The 25,145-nt window shown below is 54.7% G+C and carries 22 protein-coding genes; 12 read left to right on the forward strand and 10 right to left on the reverse strand.

Going from position 1 to position 25,145, the window contains the following annotated elements; translation table 11 throughout:
- Positions 1-3 precede the first annotated feature (3 nt).
- From AOY23_RS00900 to ghrB, 3 genes are all read left to right on the forward strand, one after another.
- Positions 4-945 carry a sugar kinase gene (locus AOY23_RS00900; protein WP_054177981.1) on the forward strand — a complete coding sequence of 314 codons (942 nt, stop codon included), beginning with the start codon at positions 4-6 and terminating at the stop codon, positions 943-945.
- A gap of 79 nt (positions 946-1,024) precedes the next feature.
- The gene (locus tag AOY23_RS00905) at positions 1,025-2,305 is read left to right on the forward strand and encodes an MFS transporter (protein ID WP_054177982.1); all 1,281 of its coding nucleotides are present in this window, start codon (positions 1,025-1,027) and stop codon (positions 2,303-2,305) included.
- 23 nt (positions 2,306-2,328) lie between these two features.
- Positions 2,329-3,300, forward strand: a complete 972-nt coding sequence (ghrB, locus tag AOY23_RS00910) for a glyoxylate/hydroxypyruvate reductase GhrB (RefSeq protein ID WP_054177983.1) — start codon at positions 2,329-2,331, stop codon at positions 3,298-3,300.
- A 46-nt stretch (positions 3,301-3,346) separates the two neighbouring features.
- Here the strand turns inward: ghrB and AOY23_RS00915 are convergent, their stop codons facing one another.
- Complete coding sequence (locus AOY23_RS00915; protein ID WP_054177984.1) at positions 3,347-4,057, reverse strand: DUF3053 domain-containing protein; 711 nt, start codon at positions 4,055-4,057, stop codon at positions 3,347-3,349.
- 356 nt (positions 4,058-4,413) lie between these two features.
- Between AOY23_RS00915 and AOY23_RS00920 the strand changes: the two genes are divergently transcribed.
- Complete coding sequence (locus AOY23_RS00920; protein ID WP_038159139.1) at positions 4,414-4,704, forward strand: HTH-type transcriptional regulator; 291 nt, start codon at positions 4,414-4,416, stop codon at positions 4,702-4,704.
- Between the two features lie 259 nt (positions 4,705-4,963).
- A complete protein-coding gene (cspE, locus tag AOY23_RS00925) occupies positions 4,964-5,176 on the forward strand; it encodes a transcription antiterminator/RNA stability regulator CspE (RefSeq protein ID WP_038159141.1) in 213 nt (70 codons plus the stop codon).
- Between the two features lie 123 nt (positions 5,177-5,299).
- Here the strand turns inward: cspE and glyS are convergent, their stop codons facing one another.
- The 3 genes from glyS to AOY23_RS00940 form a co-directional block, all read right to left on the reverse strand.
- Positions 5,300-7,369, reverse strand: a complete 2,070-nt coding sequence (gene glyS, locus AOY23_RS00930) for a glycine--tRNA ligase subunit beta (protein WP_054177985.1) — start codon at positions 7,367-7,369, stop codon at positions 5,300-5,302.
- A gap of 9 nt (positions 7,370-7,378) precedes the next feature.
- Positions 7,379-8,290 (reverse strand): glycine--tRNA ligase subunit alpha, encoded by a 912-nt coding sequence (gene glyQ / locus AOY23_RS00935; RefSeq protein WP_054177986.1) that lies wholly within the window; start codon positions 8,288-8,290, stop codon positions 7,379-7,381.
- A 146-nt stretch (positions 8,291-8,436) separates the two neighbouring features.
- Positions 8,437-8,739, reverse strand: a complete 303-nt coding sequence (locus AOY23_RS00940) for a YsaB family lipoprotein (RefSeq protein ID WP_054177987.1) — start codon at positions 8,737-8,739, stop codon at positions 8,437-8,439.
- A gap of 180 nt (positions 8,740-8,919) precedes the next feature.
- Here AOY23_RS00940 and AOY23_RS00945 point away from each other — a divergent pair, with 180 nt between their 5' ends.
- Positions 8,920-9,915, forward strand: a complete 996-nt coding sequence (locus tag AOY23_RS00945) for an acyltransferase (protein WP_054177988.1) — start codon at positions 8,920-8,922, stop codon at positions 9,913-9,915.
- Between the two features lie 33 nt (positions 9,916-9,948).
- Here the strand turns inward: AOY23_RS00945 and xylB are convergent, their stop codons facing one another.
- Together xylB and xylA are read right to left on the reverse strand one after the other, a co-directional pair.
- Positions 9,949-11,403, reverse strand: coding sequence for a xylulokinase (xylB, locus tag AOY23_RS00950; RefSeq protein ID WP_054177989.1), 1,455 nt, complete (start codon positions 11,401-11,403; stop codon positions 9,949-9,951).
- Between the two features lie 72 nt (positions 11,404-11,475).
- Positions 11,476-12,798, reverse strand: coding sequence for a xylose isomerase (gene xylA, locus AOY23_RS00955; protein ID WP_038159154.1), 1,323 nt, complete (start codon positions 12,796-12,798; stop codon positions 11,476-11,478).
- A gap of 392 nt (positions 12,799-13,190) precedes the next feature.
- Here xylA and xylF point away from each other — a divergent pair, with 392 nt between their 5' ends.
- The 4 genes from xylF to xylR all read left to right on the forward strand — a co-directional run bounded on the left by xylF (position 13,191) and on the right by xylR (position 18,197).
- Positions 13,191-14,183 carry a D-xylose ABC transporter substrate-binding protein gene (xylF, locus tag AOY23_RS00965; protein ID WP_054177991.1) on the forward strand — a complete coding sequence of 331 codons (993 nt, stop codon included), beginning with the start codon at positions 13,191-13,193 and terminating at the stop codon, positions 14,181-14,183.
- A 72-nt stretch (positions 14,184-14,255) separates the two neighbouring features.
- A complete protein-coding gene (locus tag AOY23_RS00970; RefSeq protein WP_054177992.1) occupies positions 14,256-15,797 on the forward strand; it encodes a xylose ABC transporter ATP-binding protein in 1,542 nt (513 codons plus the stop codon).
- A complete protein-coding gene (gene xylH / locus AOY23_RS00975; RefSeq protein WP_054177993.1) occupies positions 15,775-16,956 on the forward strand; it encodes a xylose ABC transporter permease XylH in 1,182 nt (393 codons plus the stop codon). The genes AOY23_RS00970 and xylH overlap by 23 nt, the downstream gene beginning before the upstream one ends.
- A gap of 62 nt (positions 16,957-17,018) precedes the next feature.
- A complete protein-coding gene (xylR, locus tag AOY23_RS00980) occupies positions 17,019-18,197 on the forward strand; it encodes a D-xylose utilization transcriptional activator XylR (RefSeq protein WP_054178142.1) in 1,179 nt (392 codons plus the stop codon).
- Positions 18,198-18,234: 37 nt separating this feature from the next.
- Here the strand turns inward: xylR and AOY23_RS00985 are convergent, their stop codons facing one another.
- Entirely contained in the window at positions 18,235-19,059 is an 825-nt protein-coding gene (locus tag AOY23_RS00985) for a protein bax (protein ID WP_054177994.1), read from the reverse strand.
- 222 nt (positions 19,060-19,281) lie between these two features.
- Here AOY23_RS00985 and AOY23_RS00990 point away from each other — a divergent pair, with 222 nt between their 5' ends.
- Positions 19,282-21,318: an alpha-amylase gene (locus tag AOY23_RS00990; protein ID WP_054177995.1), complete on the forward strand. Its 2,037-nt coding sequence runs from the start codon at positions 19,282-19,284 to the stop codon at positions 21,316-21,318.
- 169 nt (positions 21,319-21,487) lie between these two features.
- Positions 21,488-22,741 carry a valine--pyruvate transaminase gene (gene avtA, locus AOY23_RS00995; protein WP_054177996.1) on the forward strand — a complete coding sequence of 418 codons (1,254 nt, stop codon included), beginning with the start codon at positions 21,488-21,490 and terminating at the stop codon, positions 22,739-22,741.
- Positions 22,742-22,747: 6 nt separating this feature from the next.
- On the opposite strand, the gene AOY23_RS01000 is transcribed toward avtA, so the two are convergent.
- From AOY23_RS01000 to AOY23_RS01010, 3 genes are all read right to left on the reverse strand, one after another.
- On the reverse strand, positions 22,748-23,206 hold the full coding sequence (locus tag AOY23_RS01000) for a 4Fe-4S dicluster domain-containing protein (RefSeq protein ID WP_054177997.1): 459 nt from the start codon (positions 23,204-23,206) through the stop codon (positions 22,748-22,750).
- A 246-nt stretch (positions 23,207-23,452) separates the two neighbouring features.
- On the reverse strand, positions 23,453-23,842 hold the full coding sequence (locus tag AOY23_RS01005; protein ID WP_038160980.1) for a winged helix-turn-helix domain-containing protein: 390 nt from the start codon (positions 23,840-23,842) through the stop codon (positions 23,453-23,455).
- Positions 23,843-24,171: 329 nt separating this feature from the next.
- On the reverse strand, positions 24,172-24,993 hold the full coding sequence (locus tag AOY23_RS01010) for a helix-turn-helix domain-containing protein (RefSeq protein WP_054177998.1): 822 nt from the start codon (positions 24,991-24,993) through the stop codon (positions 24,172-24,174).
- Positions 24,994-25,145 lie beyond the last annotated feature (152 nt).

The following is a 25,145-nucleotide window of genomic DNA, read 5'->3' on the forward strand; positions in this document are numbered from 1 at the left end:
ACCATGGACAATGCACTGGATGTCATCACCATCGGCGAGGCCATGGCGATGTTTGTCGCCAGAGAGACCGGTGACCTGGCGGACGTAGAACAGTTTATGAAACGCGTTGCGGGTGCCGAACTGAACGTGGCGACCGGTCTGGCGCGCCTCGGCCTGAAAGTCGGCTGGGTGAGCCGGGTCGGTGACGACAGCTTTGGCCGCTTCGTGCTTAACGGCCTGAAAAAAGAGGGCATTAACGCCGAAGGCGTGATCCTTGATGGCTGCTACAGAACCGGCTTTCAGCTGAAATCTAAGGTCGAAAATGGAACCGATCCCATTGTGGAGTATTTCCGCAAAGACTCGGCGGCCAGCCATCTCTCGGTAGATGATTACTATGCCGGATACTTCTCCCGCGCCCGCCACTTACACCTGAGCGGCGTGGCGGCGGCGCTGTCCCGCACCTCGTACGAACTGCTCGACCACGCGGCGCGGACGATGAAAGCGCAGGGCAAAACGCTGTCGTTCGATCCAAATCTGCGCCCGGTGCTGTGGGAGAGCGAAGCGGAGATGGTGGAAAAGCTGAACCAGCTCGCCGTACAGGCGGACTGGGTGCTACCGGGCCTGAAAGAGGGAATGATCCTTACCGGTCGCCAGACGCCGGAAGCGATCGCCGATTTCTATCTTGATCGCGGTGTGCAGGCCGTGGTGATTAAAACCGGCTCTGACGGCGCCTGGTACAAATCGGCGACCGGTGAAAAAGGCGCTGTGGCGGCCGTCCGAGTGGAAAACGTCGTGGATACCGTGGGGGCGGGTGATGGTTTTGCGGTTGGCGTCATCAGTGCCCTGCTGGAAGGAAAAACGCTGCACCAGGCCGTCGCGCGAGGCAACAAAATCGGCTCGCTGGCGATTCAGGTGCAAGGCGACAGTGAAGGTCTGCCGACCCGTGACGCCCTTGGCGACGCGTGACAGGCATTGTGCATAAATAACAGCCACCGTGTACCCTACCGTCAACGGCGGCACTCACCTCATACCCAGAGGCAAGCCTATGAACAGTTCTACAAATGCAGCTAAACGCTGGTGGTACATCATGCCGATCGTGTTTATCACGTACAGCCTGGCGTATCTCGACCGTGCAAACTTCAGCTTCGCCTCCGCGGCGGGCATTAACGACGATCTGAACATCACCAAAGGGGTGTCGTCCCTGCTCGGGGCGCTCTTCTTCCTCGGCTATTTCTTCTTCCAGATCCCCGGCGCGATTTACGCCGAACGCCGCAGCGTGCGCAAACTGATTTTCGTGTGCCTGATCCTGTGGGGCGCGTGCGCGTCGCTGACCGGTGTCGTTAATAATATCCCGGCGCTGGCTGCGATCCGCTTTATGCTCGGCGTGGTGGAAGCGGCGGTCATGCCCGCCATGCTGATTTACATCAGTAACTGGTTCACCAAATCCGAACGCTCGCGCGCCAATACGTTCCTGATCCTCGGCAACCCGGTGACCGTGCTGTGGATGTCGGTGGTCTCCGGTTATCTGATCCAGGCGTTCGGCTGGCGCGAAATGTTCATCATCGAAGGGGTGCCTGCCATTCTGTGGGCCTTCTGCTGGTGGGTACTGGTGAAAGATAAACCGGCGCAGGTGGGCTGGCTGTCTGACAGTGAGAAATCGGCGTTGCAGGCGCAGCTTGAGCAGGAACAGCAAGGCATCAAAGCCGTCCGTAATTATGGCGAAGCATTCCGTTCCCGCAACGTGATCCTGCTGTGCATGCAGTATTTTGCCTGGAGTATCGGTGTGTATGGCTTCGTGCTGTGGCTGCCGTCCATTATCCGTTCCGGTGGTGAAAACCTCGGCATGGTTGAAGTGGGCTGGCTCTCGTCCGTGCCGTATCTGGCCGCGACCATTGCGATGATTGCCGCCTCATGGGCGTCTGACAAACTGCAAAACCGCAAGCTGTTCGTCTGGCCGCTACTGCTGATTGGCGCGTTCGCGTTCATCGGTTCGTGGGCTGTGGGCGCCAATAACTTCTGGGCGTCGTATACCCTGCTGGTGATTGCCGGTGCGGCGATGTATGCCCCGTATGGTCCGTTCTTCGCTATCATCCCGGAAATGCTGCCGCGTAACGTGGCGGGTGGCGCGATGGCGCTGATCAACAGCATGGGCGCGCTTGGCTCGTTCTTCGGCTCCTGGTTTGTGGGCTATCTGAACGGCTCTACCGGCAGCCCGTCCGCATCGTACATTTTCATGGGGGTGGCACTTTTCGCCTCAGTATGGCTAACTCTGATTGTTAAGCCTGCTAATAATCAACAACTCCCGGCAGGCGCTCGTCACGCCTGATTATGCAAACAACGGAGATACGCATGAAGCCGTCAGTCATTCTCTACAAAACGCTCCCGGACGATCTGCTGCAACGTCTGGAAGACCACTTCACCGTTACGCAGGTGAAAAACCTGCACCCGGAAACGGTTGAACAGCACGCAGAGGCCTTCGCGCACGCCGTCGGCTTACTGGGCTCCAGCGAGAAAGTGGATGCGGCGCTGCTGGAGAAGATGCCCGCGCTTCGTGCGACCTCCACGGTGTCGGTGGGTTACGACAATTTTGATGTCGACGCCCTGAATGCACGGAAAATTCTGCTGATGCACACCCCCGCCGCACTCACCGAAACGGTGGCTGATACGCTGATGACGCTGGTGCTGAGCACCGCGCGCCGGGTGGTAGAAGTGGCAGAGCGGGTGAAAGCCGGTGAATGGACCAAAAGCATCGGCCCGGACTGGTATGGCATCGATGTTCACCATAAAACGCTCGGCATCGTCGGGATGGGGCGCATCGGCATGGCGCTGGCCCAGCGCGCGCATTTCGGTTTTAACATGCCGATTCTCTATAACGCGCGTCGCCATCACGACGCCGCGGAAACTCGCTTTAATGCCCGCTACTGCGATCTGGACACCTTGTTACAGGAAGCGGATTTTGTCTGCCTGATCCTGCCGCTGACCGACGAGACGCGCCATATGTTTGGTGCAGAGCAGTTCAAAAAGATGAAATCCTCCGCCATTTTCATTAACGCTGGTCGTGGACCCGTGGTGGATGAGCCTGCGTTGATCGCCGCACTGCAGCAGGGCGACATTCACGCCGCCGGGCTGGACGTGTTCGAGAAAGAGCCATTGCCAGTGGATTCACCGCTGCTGTCGTTACCGAACGTGGTGGCGCTGCCGCACATTGGTTCCGCCACGCACGAAACGCGCTACAACATGGCGGCGACAGCGGTGGACAATCTGATTGATGCACTGAATGGCAAGGTGGAAAAGAACTGCGTGAATCCGCAGGTGGTGTGAGGTTGTAAGGCCGGGTGAGCGCGATGCCACCCGGCTTGTTATCATCTTAGCGTGTGGCTTCGACCGCGCTGCTCCAGGCCTGACTGAACGCCTGATGCTGTGCCGCCAGAGGACCAATCAGCGCGTTATACTGGCTGGCCTGCTGTGATGTCGGGAACTGAATGCCGTTCGCCACAAAACTCACCTGCGCACCCTGTTGCGCGACAAAATCACCGACCTGCACCAGTTGCTGAGTGAAGACCTGTGCCGCCGGGATCAGCGGTTGCAATGCGTTCGCCGGTGTCGTCACCACTTTCGTGTACACCTGGTCAAATACCGGTTTTAAATCTTCCGACTGTTTCAGCGCAGCATGCGCGGCATCAGCCTGCATTTTCGCGTTTTCCAGTTGCTGACCGAGCACGCCCAGCGCGCCGTTCGCCTGGCGCAGCGGTTCGCGTTGCGTCATGTAATCCTGCGGCACACGAATGGCGTTGACGCTATCGACGACCGGGCGCAGACCTGCGTCCATCGCCTGGCTGACCTGTTGGGAATAGCCATACAGCACAGCGTAATCGGAAACGAAAGGCCCGAACTGTTTTTTCTGATCTGCGGTCAGGGTAGGCAACCGTTCGCCGCTACGCATCACCGTATTCTGTAAAAAGTCGACAAACGCTTTGCGCTGATCGCCTTCTTTATCAAAACACCCGCTCAGGCTAACCACCATTAATAACGCCGCAACAGGCGCAAACCAGCGAGAGCAGGACTTTCCTGTCGCCATTTTTCTTACTCCTTTCAGCAAAAAACGCGCAAACTGGCACACGTGTGCCTGACGCTGACAAGGATAGTCCAGGTCAGCGCGGCAAGATACCTTTTCCTTACCTTGCGGGTGCAAAAAGCAACAGAAGATCCTGCTGTCCTTCGTCTGTATTGCTACTTTTGTGATGAGTATTTACAAAAATATTCATTGCCGGACCTGGCGTGATTTTTCAATGTATTACTCTTTTTCAGCAAAAAGCTGAAACGCATCAGGTCTGGAAAGTACCGGATCGAAATCGATCCCAGGACAAATAACTGGCTATGATTAATGAGCTCTTGTTATTCACGATCCCGCAGTGTGATTCAGAGGAGTTCTCAATGGAATATAAAGATCCTGAGTTTGATCTGTTAGGCAGTCTGGAACAGATTGTCTTTAAAGATGCATCGCAGTTTGTCACCCTGAAGCCGGCGGCTTCAACCCTTATTGATTTTGAACAGTTACGAAAAGGTACCGGGTTGAAGCTGGACGAATTCGCCAGAGCAATGGGCGTCAGTGTGACGATGGTGAAAGAGTGGGAGTCGAAACGTGTAAGGCCTTCCGCCACCGAGCTGAACCTGATGCGTCTGATGCAGGCGAACCCGCAGGTCTCCAGGTTGTTAACAGATTGAGTTTATCTCAAATGAGATAGTACCGACGGTCCTGAAATCAGGACCGTTTTCTTTTTTACAAAGAAAAACATTGCTATCGTTGCCGCAACGTGCGTTAATGGCGCCGGTTTGATTTACAGACCATAAAGCAGTTGAGCTGAGCAGTCCTCTCATAGGTTGTCCGTTGATACCCTCGTAGTGACCTTCCCTTTATGCTTCAAATCTGTAATCCATACCATTATTGCCATCTGGCAGCACACTTACATTAAAGGAAATCACTATGTCTAACAAAATGACTGGTATCGTAAAATGGTTCAACGCTGATAAAGGCTTCGGCTTCATCACTCCGGACGACGGCTCTAAAGACCTGTTCGTTCACTTCTCTGCTATCCAGAACGATGGCTACAAATCCCTTGATGAAGGCCAGAAAGTGTCCTTCACCATCGAAAACGGTGCTAAAGGCCCGGCTGCTGGTAACGTAACCAGCCTGTAAGCCTGACTAAGGGCCTGATTCAGGCTCTGTAGCACATGAAGATCCTCGTCAATGACGGGGATTTTTTTTGCCTGTAACACGGGTAACTTGCCCGGCTGGCAGAACGCCGCCGGGCTCAGGGGTTTACTGCAACAGCGAAATATCCGCCACCTGCAGGAACAGCTCGCGCAGTTTGGACAGCAGCGTCAGACGGTTGATACGCACGTCTTTATCTTCGGCGTTGACCATCACTTTATCGAAGAACGCATCGACCGGCTCGCGCAGGGCCGCCAGTTCGATCAGCGCTTCCTGATAGCGACCTTCAGCGAAGAACGGCTGGAGTTTGTCACGCAGCACCACCAGATGCGTGGCGAGCTTGATTTCTTCGGCTTCTTTCAGCACAGAGGCGTGAACGGCATCGTTCAGTACTTCGTCTGATTTCGCGAGGATGTTCGAAACGCGTTTGTTGGCAGCCGCCAGCGCCGCCGCTTCGTCGAGCGTACGGAAGTGGGAAACTGCCTTCATGCGGGCATCGAAATCAGCCGGACGGGTCGGACGACGCGCCAGCACCGCCTGAATGGTGTCGACTGTGTAACCTTCGTCCTGATACCAGGCGCGGAAACGGCCGAGCATGAAGTCGATAACATCATCCACCACGTTAGCGTTGGTCAGCTTATCGCCGTACAGACGTACCGCTTCTTCGGTGAGGGTCTGCAGATCCAGCGACAGGTTTTTCTCCACGATGATGCGCAGTACGCCGAGCGCGGCACGACGCAGCGCGAACGGGTCTTTATCACCCTTCGGATGCTGACCAATGCCGAAGATACCCGCGAGGGTGTCCATCTTGTCGGCAATCGCCAGCGCGCAGGCCACCGGGTTAGACGGCAGGTCGTCACCGGCAAAACGTGGCTGATATTGCTCGTTCAGCGCCACCGCCACGTCTTCCGCTTCGCCATCATGACGCGCGTAGTGCATGCCCATCACGCCCTGGGTGTCGGTGAATTCGAACACCATATTGGTCATCAGGTCGCATTTGGAGAGTAAACCGGCGCGGGTGGCGTGGTTGACATCTGCGCCCGTCTGCGCGGCAATCCAGCCCGCCAGTGCCTGAATGCGATCAGTTTTGTCACGCAGGGTGCCAAGCTGCTGCTGGAACAGCACGGTCTGCAGACGCGGCAGGTTGTCTTCCAGACGCTTTTTGCGGTCGGTTTTGAAGAAGAATTCGGCATCGGCCAGACGCGGACGCACCACTTTTTCGTTACCGGAGATAATCTGCTGCGGATCTTTCGATTCGATGTTGGCCACAAAAATAAAGTTCGGCAGCAGTTTGCCGTCAGCGGCGTAGACCGGGAAATATTTCTGGTCGCCTTTCATGGTGTAGACCAGCGCTTCCGCCGGAACCGCGAGGAATTTCTCTTCAAATTTCGCGGTCAGCACCACCGGCCATTCCACCAGCGAGGTGACCTCTTCCAGCAGACTTTCGCTCAGATCGGCTTTTCCGCCAATGTTGCGCGCAGCGTCTTCTGCATCGGCTTTGATTTTGGCTTTACGCGCGGCGTAATCCGCCACCACTTTGCCGCGTTCCAGCAGGATCTGCGGGTACTGATCGGCATTGTCGATGGTGAATTCCGGCTCGCCCATAAAACGGTGACCGCGGATCACGCGATCGGAATTGATGCCCAGAATGGTTGCCGGGATGAGCTTGTCGCCCAGCAGCAGCGTCACGGTGTGCACCGGACGCACAAAATGGACATCAGACGCGCCCCAGCGCATCAGTTTCGGGATCGGCAGCTTCGCCAGTGACGTGGCGACCATGTTCGGCAGCAGCGCTTCTGCGCTTTCGCCTTTCACATGGGCGCGGTACAGCAGCCACTCGCCTTTGTCAGTGGTCAGACGCTCCGCCTGGTCAACGGTGATACCGCAACCTCGCGCCCAGCCTTCTGCCGCTTTGCTCGGTTTTCCTTCCGCGTCAAACGCCTGGGAAATCGCCGGGCCGCGTTTTTCGACTTCACGATCCGGCTGAGAGGCCGCCAGACGGGCGACTTTCAGCGCCAGACGGCGCGGTGCGGCAAACCATTCAACGTTGCCGTGAGCGATGCCGGCGTTATCCAGCTCCGCAGTAAAGTTCGCAGCAAAGGACTCCGCCAGGCTGCGCAGGGCTTTCGGTGGCAGCTCTTCAGTGCCAATTTCCACCAGAAAAGTATTCTCAGACATGGCCGCCTCTTATTTCTCTTTGTTGCACATCGGGAAGCCGAGGGCTTCACGGGAAGCGTAGTAAGCTTCTGCCACTGCTTTCGTCAGAGTGCGAATGCGCAGAATGTAGCGCTGACGCTCGGTGACGGAGATGGCTTTACGCGCATCCAGCAGGTTGAAGCTGTGGGCGGCCTTCAGAATACGCTCGTAGGCAGGCAGCGGCAGCGGGGTTTCCAGCGCCAGCAGGTGCTGCGCTTCTTTCTCGTACTGCTCGAAGCAGGTGAACAGGAAGTCCACATCCGCGTATTCGAAGTTGTAGGTGGATTGCTCCACTTCGTTCTGATGGAACACGTCGCCGTAAGTGGTTTTACCCAGCGGGCCGTTGCTCCAGACCAGGTCGTAAACGCTGTCCACGCCCTGAATGTACATCGCCAGACGTTCCAGACCGTAAGTGATTTCACCGGTCACCGGCTTACACTCCAGGCCGCCAACCTGCTGGAAGTAAGTGAACTGCGTTACTTCCATGCCGTTCAGCCACACTTCCCAGCCAAGACCCCAGGCGCCCAGCGTCGGGTTTTCCCAGTTGTCTTCCACGAAGCGAATATCATGAATGGTTGGGTCCATACCCAGCTCTTTCAGGGATCCGAGGTACAGCTCCTGAATGTTGTCCGGCGACGGTTTAATGATCACCTGGAACTGATAATAGTGCTGTAAACGGTTCGGGTTTTCGCCATAGCGGCCATCAGTCGGACGACGGGAAGGCTGCACATACGCAGCAGCAATGGGTTCCGGCCCCAGCGCCCGCAGGCAGGTCATAGGGTGAGAAGTCCCGGCGCCAACTTCCATGTCCAGTGGTTGAACGATGGTGCAGCCCTGACGAGCCCAGTAATCCTGTAAGGTCAGGATCAGGCCCTGGAAGGTCCTGGTATCAAACTTTTGCATATTCTTTCGTGCTGGATACGTGTGGATTTAAAGGAAGCGACCAGTATAACCGCTGGCTGCGAGATATACAGTACGAAACGGCGCTGTTTAAGTAAAATTGGGGAAAAAGGGGCGATTTGCGCGCGCCAGACGGCGCACACAGGGGATCAGCGCATCGAAAGATGCAAAAACTGGCCGTCGGGATCAAACGAGCAGACAAACCCTTCATTGCGCGACGTATAGCCGCGTAATTCATAGCTGGCCTGATACTTTTCAAAACCGGTCACATCAATTTTTTGCGCTGCCGTGTTATAGCGCTCAGCCGCTCTGTTCTTACACAATTGCTCCATTTCGAGCGAATGCAGTGGGGTGACTTTTGCTTTCTGCGCCTTTTGCGGCGGGGCGTGATCGGTGCTGCATCCGGCAAGCAGCAACAGCGCCAGACAGGGAGCTACATATTTCATCATCATTTTCTGATTACCGCATTGTTATCTGGCTGTTATTTTTTAATAGACTATCGTTCAGGTCGGAGCATTCTGCGAATCTGACACAGGCTCTACAAGCATGTGGCGAAAAACTCGGAATTTTCCAGTCAACGATGGAGAAAAATCACCAGTCTGACCCCTTTTAGCGAGGACACTGAGGCACTGATGCAGTCAAAAATTAACTGGATAGATAACTTGCGAGGGATTGCGTGTTTGATGGTGGTGATGATCCATACCACCACCTGGTATGTGACTAATGCGCACGGCGTCAGTTATCTGAACTGGGAAATCGCCAATGTGCTGAATTCCGCGTCCCGCGTCAGCGTGCCGCTTTTCTTCATGATTTCCGGTTATCTGTTTTTTGGCGAGCGTAGCGCCCAACCGCGGCATTTCCTGCGTATCGGGCTGTGCCTGCTGTTCTACAGTGCGATTGCGCTGATTTATATTGCGGCGTTCACCCAGATAAACGTCATCCAGTCGCTGAAATATATACTGCAAAAACCGGTCTTCTATCACCTGTGGTTCTTCTTCGCGATTTTCGTTATTTATCTGGTATCGCCGCTGATTCAGGTAAAAACCGTGAGCGGCAAGATGCTGCTGGCGCTGATTGTCGTGCTCGGTATTGTCGCTAACCCCAATACGGTTTCACAGAAAGTGGATGGTTTCGAATGGCTGCCGGTCAATCTTTACATCAGTGGCGATACCTTCTACTACGTGCTGTATGGCCTGCTCGGCAGAGCGATCGGCATGATGGACACTGACAGAAAACCGCTGACGCTGCTGAGCGTGGCGGTGTTTATCATCGCCGTGGCGGTCATTTCGCGCGGAACGCTGCACGAGCTGCAATGGCGCGGCAATTTCGCCGATACCTGGTATCTGTATTGCGGGCCGATGGTGTTTCTCAGCGCGTCGGCGATGCTGACACTGGTAAAAAATACGCTTAATGATCACGCGCTACCGGGTCTGGCGCTGATTTCGCGCCACTCGCTGGGGATTTACGGTTTTCATGCGCTGATCATCCACGCGCTGCGCACCTACGGCGTTGAACTGAAAAGCTGGCCGCTGGTGGATATTCTCTGGATTTTCGGCGCGACGCTGGCAGGCAGCCTGCTGCTGTCGATACTGGTGCAACGGCTGGATACGCGCCGGTTTGTCAGTTAAATTTGTTCGCCCTCAACGAGGGCGAACAATGTGTTATGACATCAGCGGCAGAAGCTGCTGATAGAGTTTACGGAAGGTTTCGCGCTGCGGGGCATAACGCGCAAACCGCGCCGCATCAGGCTGGTGTGACTGTTCAAGCGGCAGTTGCGGGAGAAGATCGGCAAACGCCGTACCCGGATGCATCGCCATTTGCGCCAGTCGCGCCGCGCCCAGCGCCGGACCGACGTCGCCGCCGGTGCGGTAATCCAGCGTCGTACCGCTGATATCCGCCAGCATTTGCCGCCACCAGGGGCTCCGCGCTCCGCCGCCAATCAGCGTCACGCTTTTCGGTGTGATACCACAGGCGTGGACTACGTCCATTCCGTCCGCCAGCGCAAAACCAACGCCTTCCAGCACCGCACGCGCCAGCTCCGCCGGGCCATGCTGATGCGTCAGGCCAAAGAAAACGCCCTTCGCCTGCGGGTTATTGTGTGGCGTGCGTTCGCCTGACAGGTACGGCAGAAACCAGACCGGGTCAGCATTTTCATCCGCCTTTTCCGCGGCGGCAATCAGCGCCGGAACGGTGCCCAGCCCGGTTAAACGGGCTGCCCAGTCGAGACAGGAAGCCGCGCTCAGCATGACGGACATCAGGTGCCAGCGGCCAGGCAGTGCGTGGCAGAAACTGTGCACCGCGCTTTCCGGCTTACTCAGAAACCCTTCGCTGACAGCAAAATAGACGCCTGAAGTGCCGAGCGACAGCATCGCCTGCCCGGCATCGACCATCCCGACGCCCACCGCGCCTGCGGCGTTATCACCGCCACCCGCCACGACAGGCACTTCAGCCATATTCCACGCCTGTGCGACGGCAGGCAGCAGAGTACCGGTCACCTCACACCCTTCAAACAGTGCAGGCATGTGGTCGCGCGTCAACTGGCAGGCGCTCAGCATCGCGTCACTCCAGTCACGCTTCGCCACGTCCATCCACATTGTACCTGCGGCATCGGACATGTCGCTGGCAAACTCGCCGGTCATGCGCAGACGCAGGTAATCCTTCGGCAACAGCACTTTGTCGACCTGGCGGAAAATATCCGGCTCATGGCGCTGTACCCAGAGCAGTTTTGGCGCGGTAAACCCCGGCATCATCAGGTTGCCGGTTACCTTGCGGGAATCCGGTACCTGCGCTTCCAGCAGTGCGCACTCCTCACCACAGCGCCCGTCATTCCACAAAATAGCCGGGCGCAAAATACGCTGCTGTTTGTCGAGAAGCGTGGCGCCATGCATCTGCCCGGCGATCCCCAGCGCTTTCACTTCTCGCAGCGGATGCTGCGCCGCCAGCGCTTTCATCGCCTGATCCGTTGCCCGCCACCAGGATTCGGGATCCTGTTCTGACCACAATGGATGCGGACGCGAGACCGTAAGCGCTTCGGTTTGCGACGTGATAACTTCCCCCTGCTCGTTGAGCAGGAGCACCTTAACGCCTGATGTACCCAGATCGATCCCGATATACATGGTGAGGGCTCCTTAACTAAAAATGCCCGGTGGCGCGACGGCGACCGGGCCTGCAATGCCGTACGACGCGGATTACTTGTCAAACAGGTAATGATTCACCAGGTTTTCCAGCAGTTCCTGATGACCACTCTGGTGCTGCGGCGCCAGATTATGCTGTTCGGCATAGGTTGCCAGTTGCGACAGCGACAGTTGCCCTTTCAGGATCTGCTGACCCAGCTCGCCGTTCCACCCGGCATAACGTTTCGCCACGCGCTTATCAAGCTGACCGTCTTCAATCATACGGGCGGCAACTTTCAGCGCCAGCGCCATGGTGTCCATCGCCCCGATGTGACCATAGAACAGATCGTATTTGTCGGTGCTTTGACGACGCACTTTGGCGTCAAAGTTCAGCCCGCCGGTGGTGAAGCCGCCCGCTTTGATGATTTCATACATCACCAGCGCGTTTTCTTCGACGCTGTTCGGGAACTGGTCGGTATCCCAGCCCAGTTGTGCGTCGCCACGGTTGGCATCGACGGAACCGAATACGCCCAGCGCAATGGCGGTGGCAATTTCGTGATGGAACGAATGCCCGGCCAGCGTTGCGTGGTTAGCTTCGATATTCAGTTTGATCTCTTTTTCCAGGCCAAACTGTTTGAGGAAGCCGTACACCGTCGCGGCATCGTAATCATACTGATGCTTGGTGGGCTCCTGCGGTTTCGGTTCAATCAGCAGCGTGCCACGGAAACCGATTTTGTGTTTATGCTCCACGACCATTTGCATGAAGCGGCCAATCTGCTCGCGCTCCTGACGCAGATCGGTATTCAGCAGGGTTTCGTAGCCTTCACGGCCGCCCCACAGAACGTAGTTTTCACCACCCAGTTTGTGCGTGGCGTTCATCGCCGTCACTACTTGCGTCGCTGCCCAGCTAAAGACTTCGGGATCAGGGTTGGTGGCCGCACCGGCGCCATAGCGCGGATTGGTGAAGCAGTTTGCCGTGCCCCACAGCAGCTTCACACCACTCTGCTGCTGTTTTTCGGCCAGAACATCAACCATGCGGGCAAAATTGTTGAGGTACTCTTTCAGCGAAGCGCCTTCCGGAGAGACATCGACGTCGTGGAAGCAGTAGTAAGGGACGTTTAACTTGTGGAAAAACTCAAATGCGACGTCGGCTTTACGCTTTGCCAGCGCCATTGCGTCGCCTGACTGCTGCCACGGGCGCTCAAAGGCGCCAACGCCAAACATATCAGCACCATTCCAGCAGAAGGTGTGCCAGTAGCAGGCGGCGAAACGCAGGTGGTCTTCCATGCGCTTACCCAGAACCTGCTCATCCGGGTTGTAGTGCCGAAATGCCAGCGGATTAACCGATGACGGGCCTTCATAACGAACGCGTTCGAGTTGGTCGAAATAAGCTTGCATAATGAACTCCATATTCAGACAGGCGGCGGGGATTAATTCATTGGCTAATAGTGAGTTCTGATTTTGAGTTGCTCAATTACGTTATTTCACACTGCCATTAAGAGAATCCACAAACGTGCGCTGGCTCGCAAAAAAAAGCGCATTTTCATTCTTCTTTTCTGGAATAGTGCTTCCACAGCCTGATGCAAAAGAAAAACGAAACGGTTCAAAATCCGATCGCCATCATAATTTGGAAAATAAACCAAATATCATAATGCGAAAAGAAAAAGCGGTAATTGCCAGATGCGTATTCTCTGTTAAAAATTTGCAGCGTATCAGAAGTGTATGTTTCTTTTTCGTCTCTATAACTACCCTGCAACCTCCTGCAACCAGATAAAAAAGGCATCACGATCATGAAATTAAAACACCTTTGCCTCACCCTCTGCGCCTCTCTTATGCTGACCAGCATGGCTGGTATCGCCAAAGAGGTCAAAATCGGCATGGCGATTGACGACCTGCGACTCGAACGCTGGCAGAAAGATCGCGATATTTTTGTTAATAAAGCACAAGCTCTCGGCGCAACGGTATTTGTGCAGTCAGCAAATGGCAACGAAGAAACACAGATGTCGCAAATCGAAAATATGATCAACCGCGGCGTCGATGTGTTAGTTATTATTCCTTACAACGGTCAGGTGCTGAGTAACGTTATTAAAGAAGCCAAGCAGGAAGGCATTAAAGTGCTGGCTTATGACCGTATGATTAATAATGCTGACATTGATTTTTATATTTCATTCGATAACGAAAAAGTCGGTGAAATGCAGGCACATAGTCTGGTTGAGAAAGTGCCTCAGGGAAATTATTTCCTGATGGGCGGCTCGCCGGTCGATAACAACGCAAAATTGTTCCGTGCCGGGCAAATGAAAGTGCTCAAACCGTTTATTGATGACGGCAAAATCAAAATCGTCGGCGACCAGTGGGTTGATGGCTGGCTTCCGGAAAATGCGCTGAAAATAATGGAAAACGCGCTGACGGCGAACAACAACAAAATTGATGCGGTTGTGGCCTCGAATGACGCCACCGCAGGCGGTGCGATCCAGGCACTCGGCGCGCAGGGGCTGGCGGGTAAAGTCGCTATTTCCGGGCAGGATGCCGACCTGGCGGGCATCAAACGCATCATGAACGGCTCGCAAACCATGACGGTGTATAAACCGATCACCACGCTGGCGACCAACGCGGCAGAAATCGCCGTTGAGCTGGGTAACGGGCAGACGCCGAAATCAGACTCCACGCTTAATAACGGGCTGAAGGATGTCCCTTCCCGCCTGTTGACGCCTATCGAAGTGAATAAGGACAACATCGATCAAACCGTGGTGAAAGACGGTTTCCATAAAAAGAGCGATCTATAAGTCTCTGATGCCCCGATTCCGGGGCATTTCTCTCTCGGGGCATCGAAAACAGACCGCCTGAAGGAGTTGTATATGCCTTATTTACTCGAGATGAAAAATATCACCAAGGCCTTTGGCGCGGTGAAGGCGATTGATAATGTCAGCCTGCGGCTTAATGCCGGGGAAGTCGTTTCCCTGTGCGGTGAAAACGGCTCTGGCAAATCGACGCTGATGAAGGTGTTGTGCGGTATTTATCCCCACGGGAGCTTTGAAGGCGAAATTACCTTTGCGGGCGAATCCTTGCAGGCCAGCCATATTCGCGACACTGAACGCAAAGGCATCGCCATTATTCACCAGGAGCTGGCGCTGGTTAAACATCTGACGGTGCTGGAAAATATTTTCCTCGGCACTGAGATGAGCCGTTATGGCGTGCTGGATTACGACACCATGACCCTGCGCTGTGAAAAACTGCTCGCGCAGGTGAGTTTATCGATTTCCCCGGATACCCGCGTCGGCGATTTGGGCCTCGGCCAGCAGCAACTGGTGGAGATCGCCAAAGCGCTTAACAAACAGGTTCGCCTGCTAATTCTCGATGAGCCTACCGCCTCGCTGACAGAACAAGAAACCGCGGTGCTGCTTAATATCATCCGCGATCTGCAAAACCACGATATCGCCTGCATTTACATCTCGCACAAGCTGAACGAGGTGAAAGCCATCTCCGACACCATCTGCGTGATCCGCGACGGTCAGCACATCGGCACGCGCGACGCCAGCGGCATGAGCGAGGGTGACATCATTACCATGATGGTCGGGCGCGAACTGACGGCGCTCTACCCCAACGAGCCGCATGAATGTGGCGACGAAATTTTACGGGTCGAGCATCTGACGGCCTGGCATCCGGTTAACCGCCACATCAAGCGCGTTAACGACGTCTCTTTTTCGCTGCGTCGCGGTGAGATCCTCGGTGTTGCCGGGCTGGTCGGCGCCGGGCGTACCGAAGCCGTGCAGTGCCTTTTTGGTGTCTGGCCCGGGCGCTGGGAAGGGAAAATCTACATTGATGGTCAACCCGTCCGGATCAACAACTGCCAGCAGGCCATCGCCAGTGGCATCGCGATGGTGCCGGAAGATCGCAAAAAAGACGGCATCGTGCCGGTGATGGCGGTGGGGAAAAACATCACCCTCGCCGCGCTGGACGATTTCGCCGGGCCGTTAAGCAGCCTTGACGATGCCGCAGAACAGCACTGCATTTTGCAATCCATTCAGCGCCTGAAAGTAAAAACCGCAACGCCTGAACTGGCGATTGGTCGTCTGAGCGGCGGGAATCAGCAAAAAGCGATCCTCGCGCGCTGTCTGCTGCTCAACCCGCGGATTTTAATTCTCGATGAACCCACTCGCGGGATCGACATCGGCGCCAAATACGAAATTTACAAGCTTATCAATCAACTGGTGAAACAGGGCATCGCCGTGATCGTCATCTCCTCTGAACTGCCGGAAGTTCTTGGGCTCAGCGATCGCGTACTGGTGATGCATGAAGGGAAGCTAAAAGCCAACTTAATCAACCATGGCCTGACGCAGGAACAGGTAATGGAAGCCGCACTGAGGAGCGAACGTCATGTCGAAGAACAACCCCTCTGAGATGAAACTCACCCCGCCCACACCGGCGGCATTTCCCGGGCTGAAATCGCTCAATCTGCAGGTCTTTGTCATGATCGCGGCGATTATCGTCATCATGCTGTTTTTTACCTGGACGACGGACGGAGCCTATCTCAGCGCGCGTAACGTCTCCAACCTGCTGCGCCAGACCGCCATCACCGGCATTCTGGCGGTCGGAATGGTGTTCGTGATCATTTCCGCTGAAATCGACCTTTCCGTGGGTTCCATGATGGGGCTGCTGGGGGGTGTTGCGGCGATTTTTGACGTCTGGCTGGGCTGGCCGTTGCCGCTCACCGTACTGGTCACGCTGGTGCTCGGGCTGGTCTTTGGCGTCTGGAATGGCTGGTGGGTGGCTTATCGTAAAGTGCCGTCGTTTATTGTCACCCTCGCCGGGATGCTGGCGTTTCGCGGCATTCTCATCGGCATCACCAACGGGACGACGGTATCGCCCACCAGCGCCGCCATGTCGCAAATCGGCCAGAGTTATCTGCCGGATAGCGTGGGCTTTATTATTGGCGTGCTGGGAATGGCGGTGTTCATCGCCTGGCAATGGCGTGGCCGCATGCGTCGTCAGTCGCTGGGGCTAAATACGCCAGCATCGGCAAGCACTGTGGGGCGTCAGACGCTGACAGCGGTCATTGTGCTGGGCGCTATCTGGTTACTGAATGATTATCGTGGTGTACCGACACCGGTGTTAATTCTTGCCGCGCTGTTGCTGGCAGGCATGTTTATGGCGACGCGCACGGCATTCGGACGGCGAATTTACGCCATCGGCGGCAACCTGGAAGCCGCACGCTTATCAGGCATTAACGTCGAACGCACCAAGCTGGCGGTCTTTGCCATTAACGGCTTAATGGTGGCGATCGCCGGGCTTATCCTCAGCTCGCGTTTAGGCGCGGGCTCCCCTTCCGCCGGGAACATTGCCGAACTCGATGCCATTGCCGCCTGCGTCATCGGCGGAACCAGTCTCGCCGGGGGCGTCGGCAGCGTCGCGGGTGCGGTAATGGGGGCATTTATTATGTCTGCGTTGGATAACGGAATGAGTATGATGGACGTCCCGACGTTCTGGCAGTATATCGTTAAGGGCGCCATTCTGTTACTGGCAGTCTGGATGGATTCTGCCACTAAACGTCGCGCCTGATATAACGCCAGCACCCGCCCACCGGTGCTGGCTTTGCGATGATTCAGCCGGGAACCCGAACCATGTTTGAAAAGCGCCACCGCATCACGCTGTTATTCAATGCCAACAAAGCCTATGACCGGCAGGTCGTTGAGGGTGTGGGAGAATATTTGCAGGCGTCGCAATCCGAGTGGGATATTTTTATTGAAGAGGACTTTCGCACCCGCATTGAAAATATCAAAGAGTGGCTGGGCGACGGCGTGATTGCCGATTATGACGATGTTGAAATCGAACGCCTGCTGGCGGATGTCAACGTGCCGATCGTCGGCGTCGGCGGCTCCTATCACCTTCCTGAGCACTATCCTGCGGTTCATTACATCGCCACCGACAACTACGCGCTGGTGGAAAGCGCCTTTTTGCATCTGAAAGAGAAAGGGGTTCACCGCTTCGCCTTTTATGGCCTGCCTGCCTCAAGCCGTAAGGGCTGGGCGCGGGAACGTGAATATGCTTTCAGCCAGCTTGTCGCGAAAGAAAAATATCGCGGCGTGATTTATCAGGGGCTGGAAACCGCGCCGGAGAACTGGCAGCACGCGCAAAACCGGCTCGCCGACTGGCTGCAAACGCTGCCGCCGCAGACCGGGATTATCGCCGTGACGGATGCGCGCGCCCGGCATGTTCTGCAGGCTTGCGAGCATCTGCATATTCCGGTGCCGGAAAAGCTGTGCGTCATCGGCATTGATAACGAAGAGCTGACGCGCTATCTGTCGCGCGTGGCGCTCTCGTCGGTGGCGCAGGGAACGAGGCAAATGGGTTATCAGGCGGCGAAACTCCTGCACCGCCTGCTGGAAAACGAATCACTGCCGTTACAGCGTTTACTGATACCGCCGATGCGGGTGGTGGAGCGTCGTTCTACGGATTACCGCTCACTTAACGATCCGGCGGTGATTCAGGCCATGCATTACATCCGCAACAACGCCTGTAAAGGCATTAAAGTCGAGCAGGTGCTGGATTCGGTCGGTATTTCCCGCTCCAACCTTGAGAAGCGGTTTAAAGAAGAGGTGGGAGAAACCATTCACGCGGTGATCCACAGCGAAAAGCTGGAAAAGGCCCGCAGCCTGCTGATCTCGACATCGCTGTCGATTAACGAAATTTCGCAAATGTGCGGCTATCCGTCGTTGCAGTATTTCTATTCGGTATTCAAAAAAGAGTACGACACGACGCCGAAAGAGTACCGCGACCGCTACAGTGAAGTGATGGTTTAACAAAGAAAAACGCCTTCCGGCTGGAAGGCGTTTCGCATTACATATGCGCGGCAATCAGGCGCTGATTATCCTGATACATCGCGAAAAGGTAGTTGTTATAGCTCGACCCGCGGGTCGAATACCCTTTCAGCTTGTGGATCATCGCCGTGGCCGTCACTTCCTGATCGTTTTTACGCAGTTGCGCACGCGATTTACGGAAGGACGAATAGGCCGGGTGTGTATTCAGATTCGCGACGTAAGCCTGTACAGACTCTTTCACGGAACCAAAGCGGGAATACCCCTTCACCTTGCCTGGGCCATTGTTACATTTACCGCCTCCGCACTTCATGCCGAACAGATTATTGTTGGCGCGCGCAAGTTTCGATGTTCCCCAGCCGCTTTCAGCCGCCGCCATGGTGGCGACCATACTGACCGGAATGATGTCCACGCGTTCAAGCAGCGTATTCCATGGAATTTTACGGGTATTCCCGGACCAGCTGATTTTGTAGCGCTTAGTAATGTCCTGCAGACGCGCACGCTCGGTCGGTGACCAGCGTCCATCGTACTGCTTGGACACCAACCAGTTACGGTCGGCGGTAATGGCAGCATTCTGGCTGGTAATATAAGGCATCACTGTCCGGAGAAACGCTTTTTTCCTTGGTGTTCCGGAAGGGTATTTTCGCAAGTCAGGAAGTGAACCGCTTATTTCACTATTGCGAGAATACTCTTTTTTACTGCTAACCTTATTAATACTTGCCTTTACTGCCGGGGCTTTTTGACTCGCTGTTGCTGTGTGTGTCTTTGCCAGCACCTCACCTGAAATCGCGAAGGTGAGTAACATGAGTATCGTTGCCCCATATCGTCGAATGGGAGTCGATATCATTAGGTCTCCTGGTCGGATTTAATCATTCCAACACCTTGTATTTTTCCCAAAATTGAGAGTTGAACCACAAATCATATCAAAAATAGCCTTCGAAGGCACCCAAAGAAATAGTCCTGGTCTGAAACGCTATTCTCTCACCCTTTTCACTCATCCCCTTCCAGGGAGGAGTACAGGCCGCAACAGGACTGGCACACTGGGCAAAAACTTGCACAGGATACCCGAATGAAACTTGCTGCCCTTGTAGCCCTCCTGATGCCAGGTATCGTCAACGCGACAACCTGGACTGCCGCTGGTTTTCCTGCCTTCACCGAGAAAAGTGACGGAAAATTCATCAGCCAGAAAGCGATGGCGAAGGGTACACATCCTTTAACCCTAAATCTTGACCATCAGTGCTGGCAGCCCGCTTCTTCCATAAAACTCAATGAGATGCTGTCACTGGAGCCCTGTCACGGCGATGCGCCGCAATGGCGAATATTCCGTAACGGCCTGTATTCTCTGGAAATTGATACCCGTTCCGGCACGCCCACGCTCCGGCTTTCGGTAGAAACTCCGGCCGATGACGCCGTGAAGACAGCGATTCGCCAGTGCCCGACGTGGGATGGCAAGCCGCTAACGGTCGATGTCAGCCACACCTTTGCGGAAGGCACGGTGGTGCGCGATTTCTACAGCAAACAGACCGCCACCGTACAGCAGGGGAAGATCACCCTCATGCCTGCCGCGGACAGCAACGGCCTGCTGTTGCTGGAACGTGCGGAAACCGACGCGCCCGCGCCCTTCAACTGGCACAACGCGACGGTCTATTTCGTGCTGACCGATCGTTACGTCAATGGCGATCCCTCGAACGATGCCAGTTACGGACGCCATAAAGACGGGCAACAGGAGATCGGTACCTTTCACGGCGGTGATTTGCAAGGCCTCGCCAGCAAACTGGATTACCTGCAGTCGCTGGGCGTTAACGCGTTGTGGATAAGCTCACCGCTGGAGCAAATCCACGGCTGGGTTGGCGGCGGTACCAAAGGTGATTTCCCTCATTATGCCTATCACGGCTACTACACGCAGGACTGGACCCGTCTCGATGCCAGTATGGGTAAAGAGGACGATTTGCGTCGTCTGGTGGATGAAGCTCACCAGCGTGGCATTCGTGTTCTGTTTGATGTGGTCATGAACCACACCGGCTACGCCACGCTCGCCGATATGCAGGAGTACCAGTTCGGCGCGCTCTATCTGAAAGGCGATGAGCTGAAGAAAACGCTCGGTGAGCACTGGACGGACTGGCGCCCCGGCCCCGGACAGAACTGGCACAGCTTTAACGACTACATTAACTTCAGCGACAAAACCGCCTGGCAGAAGTGGTGGGGGAAAGCGTGGATCCGCACCGATATCGGCGATTACGACAACCCCGGTTTTGACGATCTGACCATGTCGCTGGCCTTTTTGCCGGATCTCAAAACCGAATCAACCGTGCCTTCCGGCCTGCCGGTCTTTTATCAGCACAAACCGGATACCGGCGCCAGAGCCGTTGCCGGTTTCACGCCGCGCGATTATCTCACCCACTGGCTCAGCCAGTGGGTGCGGGACTACGGCATTGATGGTTTCCGTGTTGATACCGCCAAACACGTTGAGATGGCGAGCTGGCAGCAACTCAAAACCGAGGCGACAGCAGCCCTTGCCGCGTGGAAACAGGCACATCCGCAAAAAGCGCTGGATGCCGCCCCGTTCTGGATGACCGGCGAGGCCTGGGGCCATGGCGTTATGCAGAGCGAGTATTACCGGCACGGCTTCGATGCGATGATTAATTTCGATTATCAGGATCAGGCCGCCAGCGCCGCCGGTTGTCTGGCGAATATGGATCAAAACTGGCAGCAAATGGCGGACAAGTTGCAGGATTTCAACGTGCTGAGCTATCTCTCCTCTCACGATACGCGGTTGTTCCGTGAAGGCGGCAGCCGGGCTGCTGAGTTGCTGTTGCTGGCGCCCGGCGCGGTGCAGATTTTTTATGGCGACGAGTCAGACCGTCCGTTCGGGCCAACGGGCTCCGATCCGCTGCAGGGCACCCGTTCGGACATGAACTGGCAGGACGTCAGCGGTAAATCCGCCGCGCTGGTGAAGCACTGGCAAGTTCTCGGGCAGTTCCGCGCGCGCCACCCCGCCATCGGTGCCGGAAAGCAAACCACGCTGACGTTACCGCAGGGCTATGGTTTTATGCGCGAGCAGGGCGAGGACAGCGTCATCGTGGTGTGGGCCGGGAAAGCGGAATAACAGAACAGAGTGCGCGGGATCCACCGCGCACCACCTCCAGAACAAACCACTAAACCTCAAATTTAAAGCAGAATGATTCTCCGTCTGCGGTCTGCGGTCGCGATTTGCACCCCGCCCCGGCAAGCGTTATGGTGAGCCACTTTAGCAAAGAACCAACAGATCACCCGTTATGACATTTTCACTTTTCGGCGACAAATTCACCCGCCATTCCGGCATTACACGCCTGATGGAGGACCTCAACGACGGCCTGCGCACCCCTGGTGCCATCATGCTCGGTGGCGGTAACCCGGCGCAGATCCCGGAAATGACGGATTACTTCCACAACCTGCTGGCTGATATGCTCAAAACGGGCAAAGTCACTGATGCGCTGTGCAATTACGACGGCCCGCAGGGGAAAACGGAATTGTTGGATGTCCTCGCGAAAATGTTACGTCAGGAATTAGGTTGGGATATTGATCCACAGAATATTGCACTGACCAACGGCAGCCAGAGCGCGTTTTTCTACTTGTTCAATTTGTTCGCCGGTCGCCGTGCCGATGGCACCACGCGCAAGGTGCTGTTCCCGCTGACGCCGGAATACATCGGCTACGCTGATTCTGGTCTGGAAGAAGATCTGTTTGTCTCTACGCGCCCCAACATCGAACTGCTGCCCGATGGCCAGTTCAAGTATCACGTTGATTTTGAACATCTGAGCATCACCGAAGAGACGGGGATGATTTGCGTCTCCCGTCCGACCAACCCGACCGGGAACGTCATCACCGACGAAGAGCTGATGAAGCTCGATATGCTGGCGAATCAGCATGGCATTCCGCTGGTGATCGACAACGCGTATGGCGTGCCTTTCCCGGGGATTATTTTCAGCGAAGCGCGTCCGCTGTGGAACCCCAACATTGTCCTGTGCATGAGCCTGTCGAAGCTGGGCCTGCCGGGCAGTCGCTGCGGCATTATCATCGCCAATGAAAAAATCATTTCTGCCATCAGCAACATGAACGGGATTGTCAGCCTGGCGCCCGGTGGCATCGGGCCTGCCATCATGAGCGAGATGATCAAGCGCAATGACCTGCTGCGCCTGTCAGAAACAGTCGTAAAACCGTTCTACTTCCAGCGCGTTCAGGAAACTATCGCCATTATTCGTCGCTATTTGCCGGAAGATCGCTGCCTTATCCATAAACCGGAAGGCGCCATTTTCCTGTGGCTGTGGTTCAAAGATCTGCCTGTTACCACCGAACTGCTTTATCAGCGCCTCAAAAAACGCGGCGTGCTGATGGTGCCTGGACACTATTTCTTCCCCGGTCTGGATAAACCCTGGCCGCACACGCATCAGTGCATGCGCATGAACTACGTGCCGGATCCGGAAAAAATTGAGACTGGCGTGAAAATTCTCGCGGAAGAGATCGAAAACGCGTGGCGGGATCATGCCTGATCAGCGTCAGGCAATGTAAAACTTCTGCTGACGTAACTTTTCCACATCAACACAGCGCAGCGCCTGCGTCGGGCAGGCTTCTGCGCACGCCGGGCCGTTCTCGCGATGCTGACAAAGATCGCATTTGATGGCCTGCGCCCGCCCTTGCTGCACCACCACTTGCATCGCGCCAAACGGACAGGCCAGCATGCAGCTTTTGCAGCCGATGCAATAGCGTTGATCCACCGCGATGCGCCCGCGTTCGCGACGAATTGCCTGCGTCGGGCAAACACTGGCGCACGGGGCATCTTCACAATGGTGGCAGGTAACGGCGGAGGTGATGGTGTCGCCTTTCACGACCTGAATGCGCGGGATAAAACCGTCGGCACCGACAGGCTCGCCCTCCTGATGAGCGACAACGCAGGCCACTTCGCAGGTGCGGCAACCAATGCATTTCATGGCGTCGGCGACAATAAATTGATTCATCTCATGGCTCATCCGTGTCCGAAAAACTCAGAGTGCCAGAGACGGGGCGTGTTGCGCTTTGATCCTGTCGGGGAAATCATCAGGATTTGTCAGTTGCCTGACGTAATCTGGACGTTTGACCTGGTGTTTGCGTTGTTGAAGCGCAGAAAAAATCCCCTGAGCACAGACATGTTCAGGGGAAACAAATCCAGAGGCGACATCACACCCTCGGATCTCAACCATTAACACACAAATAGGGGGTGGTGATTATTCTCTCACTTCATAATAAAGTGGGGTGATGTCATCGTAATTTATGAAATAACCACACCCTTTAGCACTTAAAATAAAGTCTTCAGGTAATCCCAATGTGGATAATTTTTTATTCAAATTGTTAATTACCTGCCATAATCGTTGTGTTGACGGGCTCAGGTTATTCTCTTCCCAGACATGCTCAAAGAGCTCCTCTCGGGAAACGTTACCGTGTCGGGCATGTATCAGCAAATACAAGAAAAGTCGTAGCATCGTTTTATTGAAAAAAACGGCAGCGAAGACGACCGTTTTATCCGAGTTGCTGACGGGAATACGACAAGCCCTTTTGTTGCCGATATCGACGAGAATCGCCTTACCGATCATGAATCCGTGCAGCTGATAGTCCATTGTAAAAGTACTCTTTTAAATTGAACTGACTGAGAATATGTTGAAAAGTCTGACCTTCTCAATCCATACAATTTTTAAGAAGTATTATAAATTGAAGAAAAACAGATACAACCTCCGTGCGGTACGACTACGGTTGTTGCTTCATTGTCATAATTAAGGAAAATAAAACCGACATAACCAAAATATCAGGTGGTAAATACTACAAAAACAATCAAACGCAATGGCTTATACCATTAGTCTTTATCAGGCCAACTCATCAAGACAATACTCCATATTAACCACAAATTACAGATGTTTATCCTGCTATCGGGTTGATTTCTCTCTGTTTTTTAGGTGGAATTGATGTGCTCTTTACAATAACGTCGTTTCCAGGCCGCAGGCGTCATTCCGGTGTGTTTACGGTATATTTGACGGAAGTAACCCACCGCATTAAAACCGCAACGTTGAGCCACTTCTGTCAGTGATAATGAATCACTGATGAGCATTTTTTCTGCCGCCATTACACGCTGGCGATGAATCGCTTCGGTTAATGTCAGATGAAAGTTCCGGCGATATACACGCCCCAGATAATCCGCATTACAATGTAATTCCGCGGCAATTGCAGATGTTGTCAGCGGTAAATGAAATTGCGTGCGCACAATCTGTTGTGCTTTGTAAGCGAGTGCTATCCCGCGACTGTCTCTGTTTTTATCTTCTGTGGCTGAGCAAGAAAGCTGTTGCAGTATAAGCAATAAAATCAACTCCAGTGCGACGCTGCGATGAATATTCTCCTGTTCACGAAGAAACTGACGAAACAAAGAAATCACATATTGCGGATCGTTCGCCACCAGATGCTGCGGTATTTCCCATGGCGCCCGGATATCCATTCCGCTATGAACATGCGGTAATAACTCAAAATGCAACCAGTAAAATTTAAGATTAGCGGGAAACGTTCCAACACCCACATGTCGACGCTGCGGCCATAGCAAAAGACTTTCACCGGCATTAATCACAAATAATTCACTGCCTTCCCGCAGCGTTAATGTGCCTTTCTCGACAAAAATCAGTTCCCACGAATTTAGCGTCCTGGCGGGATGACTCCCAACGCCACGGGAAATAAAGAGACCGCCGTTCTGGACTTTGATCGGAAGCGTTATGGATAATCTGAGCATAGATATGAATAATCCCTCCATTTATTAGTAAATACCACACTTTTATTATTGAATATCAATAATATGTATAGTTCATAACGATCGTTGTCACACTTTATCTCACAGGTCGGAATTGTCATCTTTTTATACTTTTCCCTTCCCTTGTTGGTCGC

The sequence above is a fragment of the Trabulsiella odontotermitis genome, assembly GCF_001297775.1.
GTDB lineage: Bacteria > Pseudomonadota > Gammaproteobacteria > Enterobacterales > Enterobacteriaceae > Trabulsiella > Trabulsiella odontotermitis.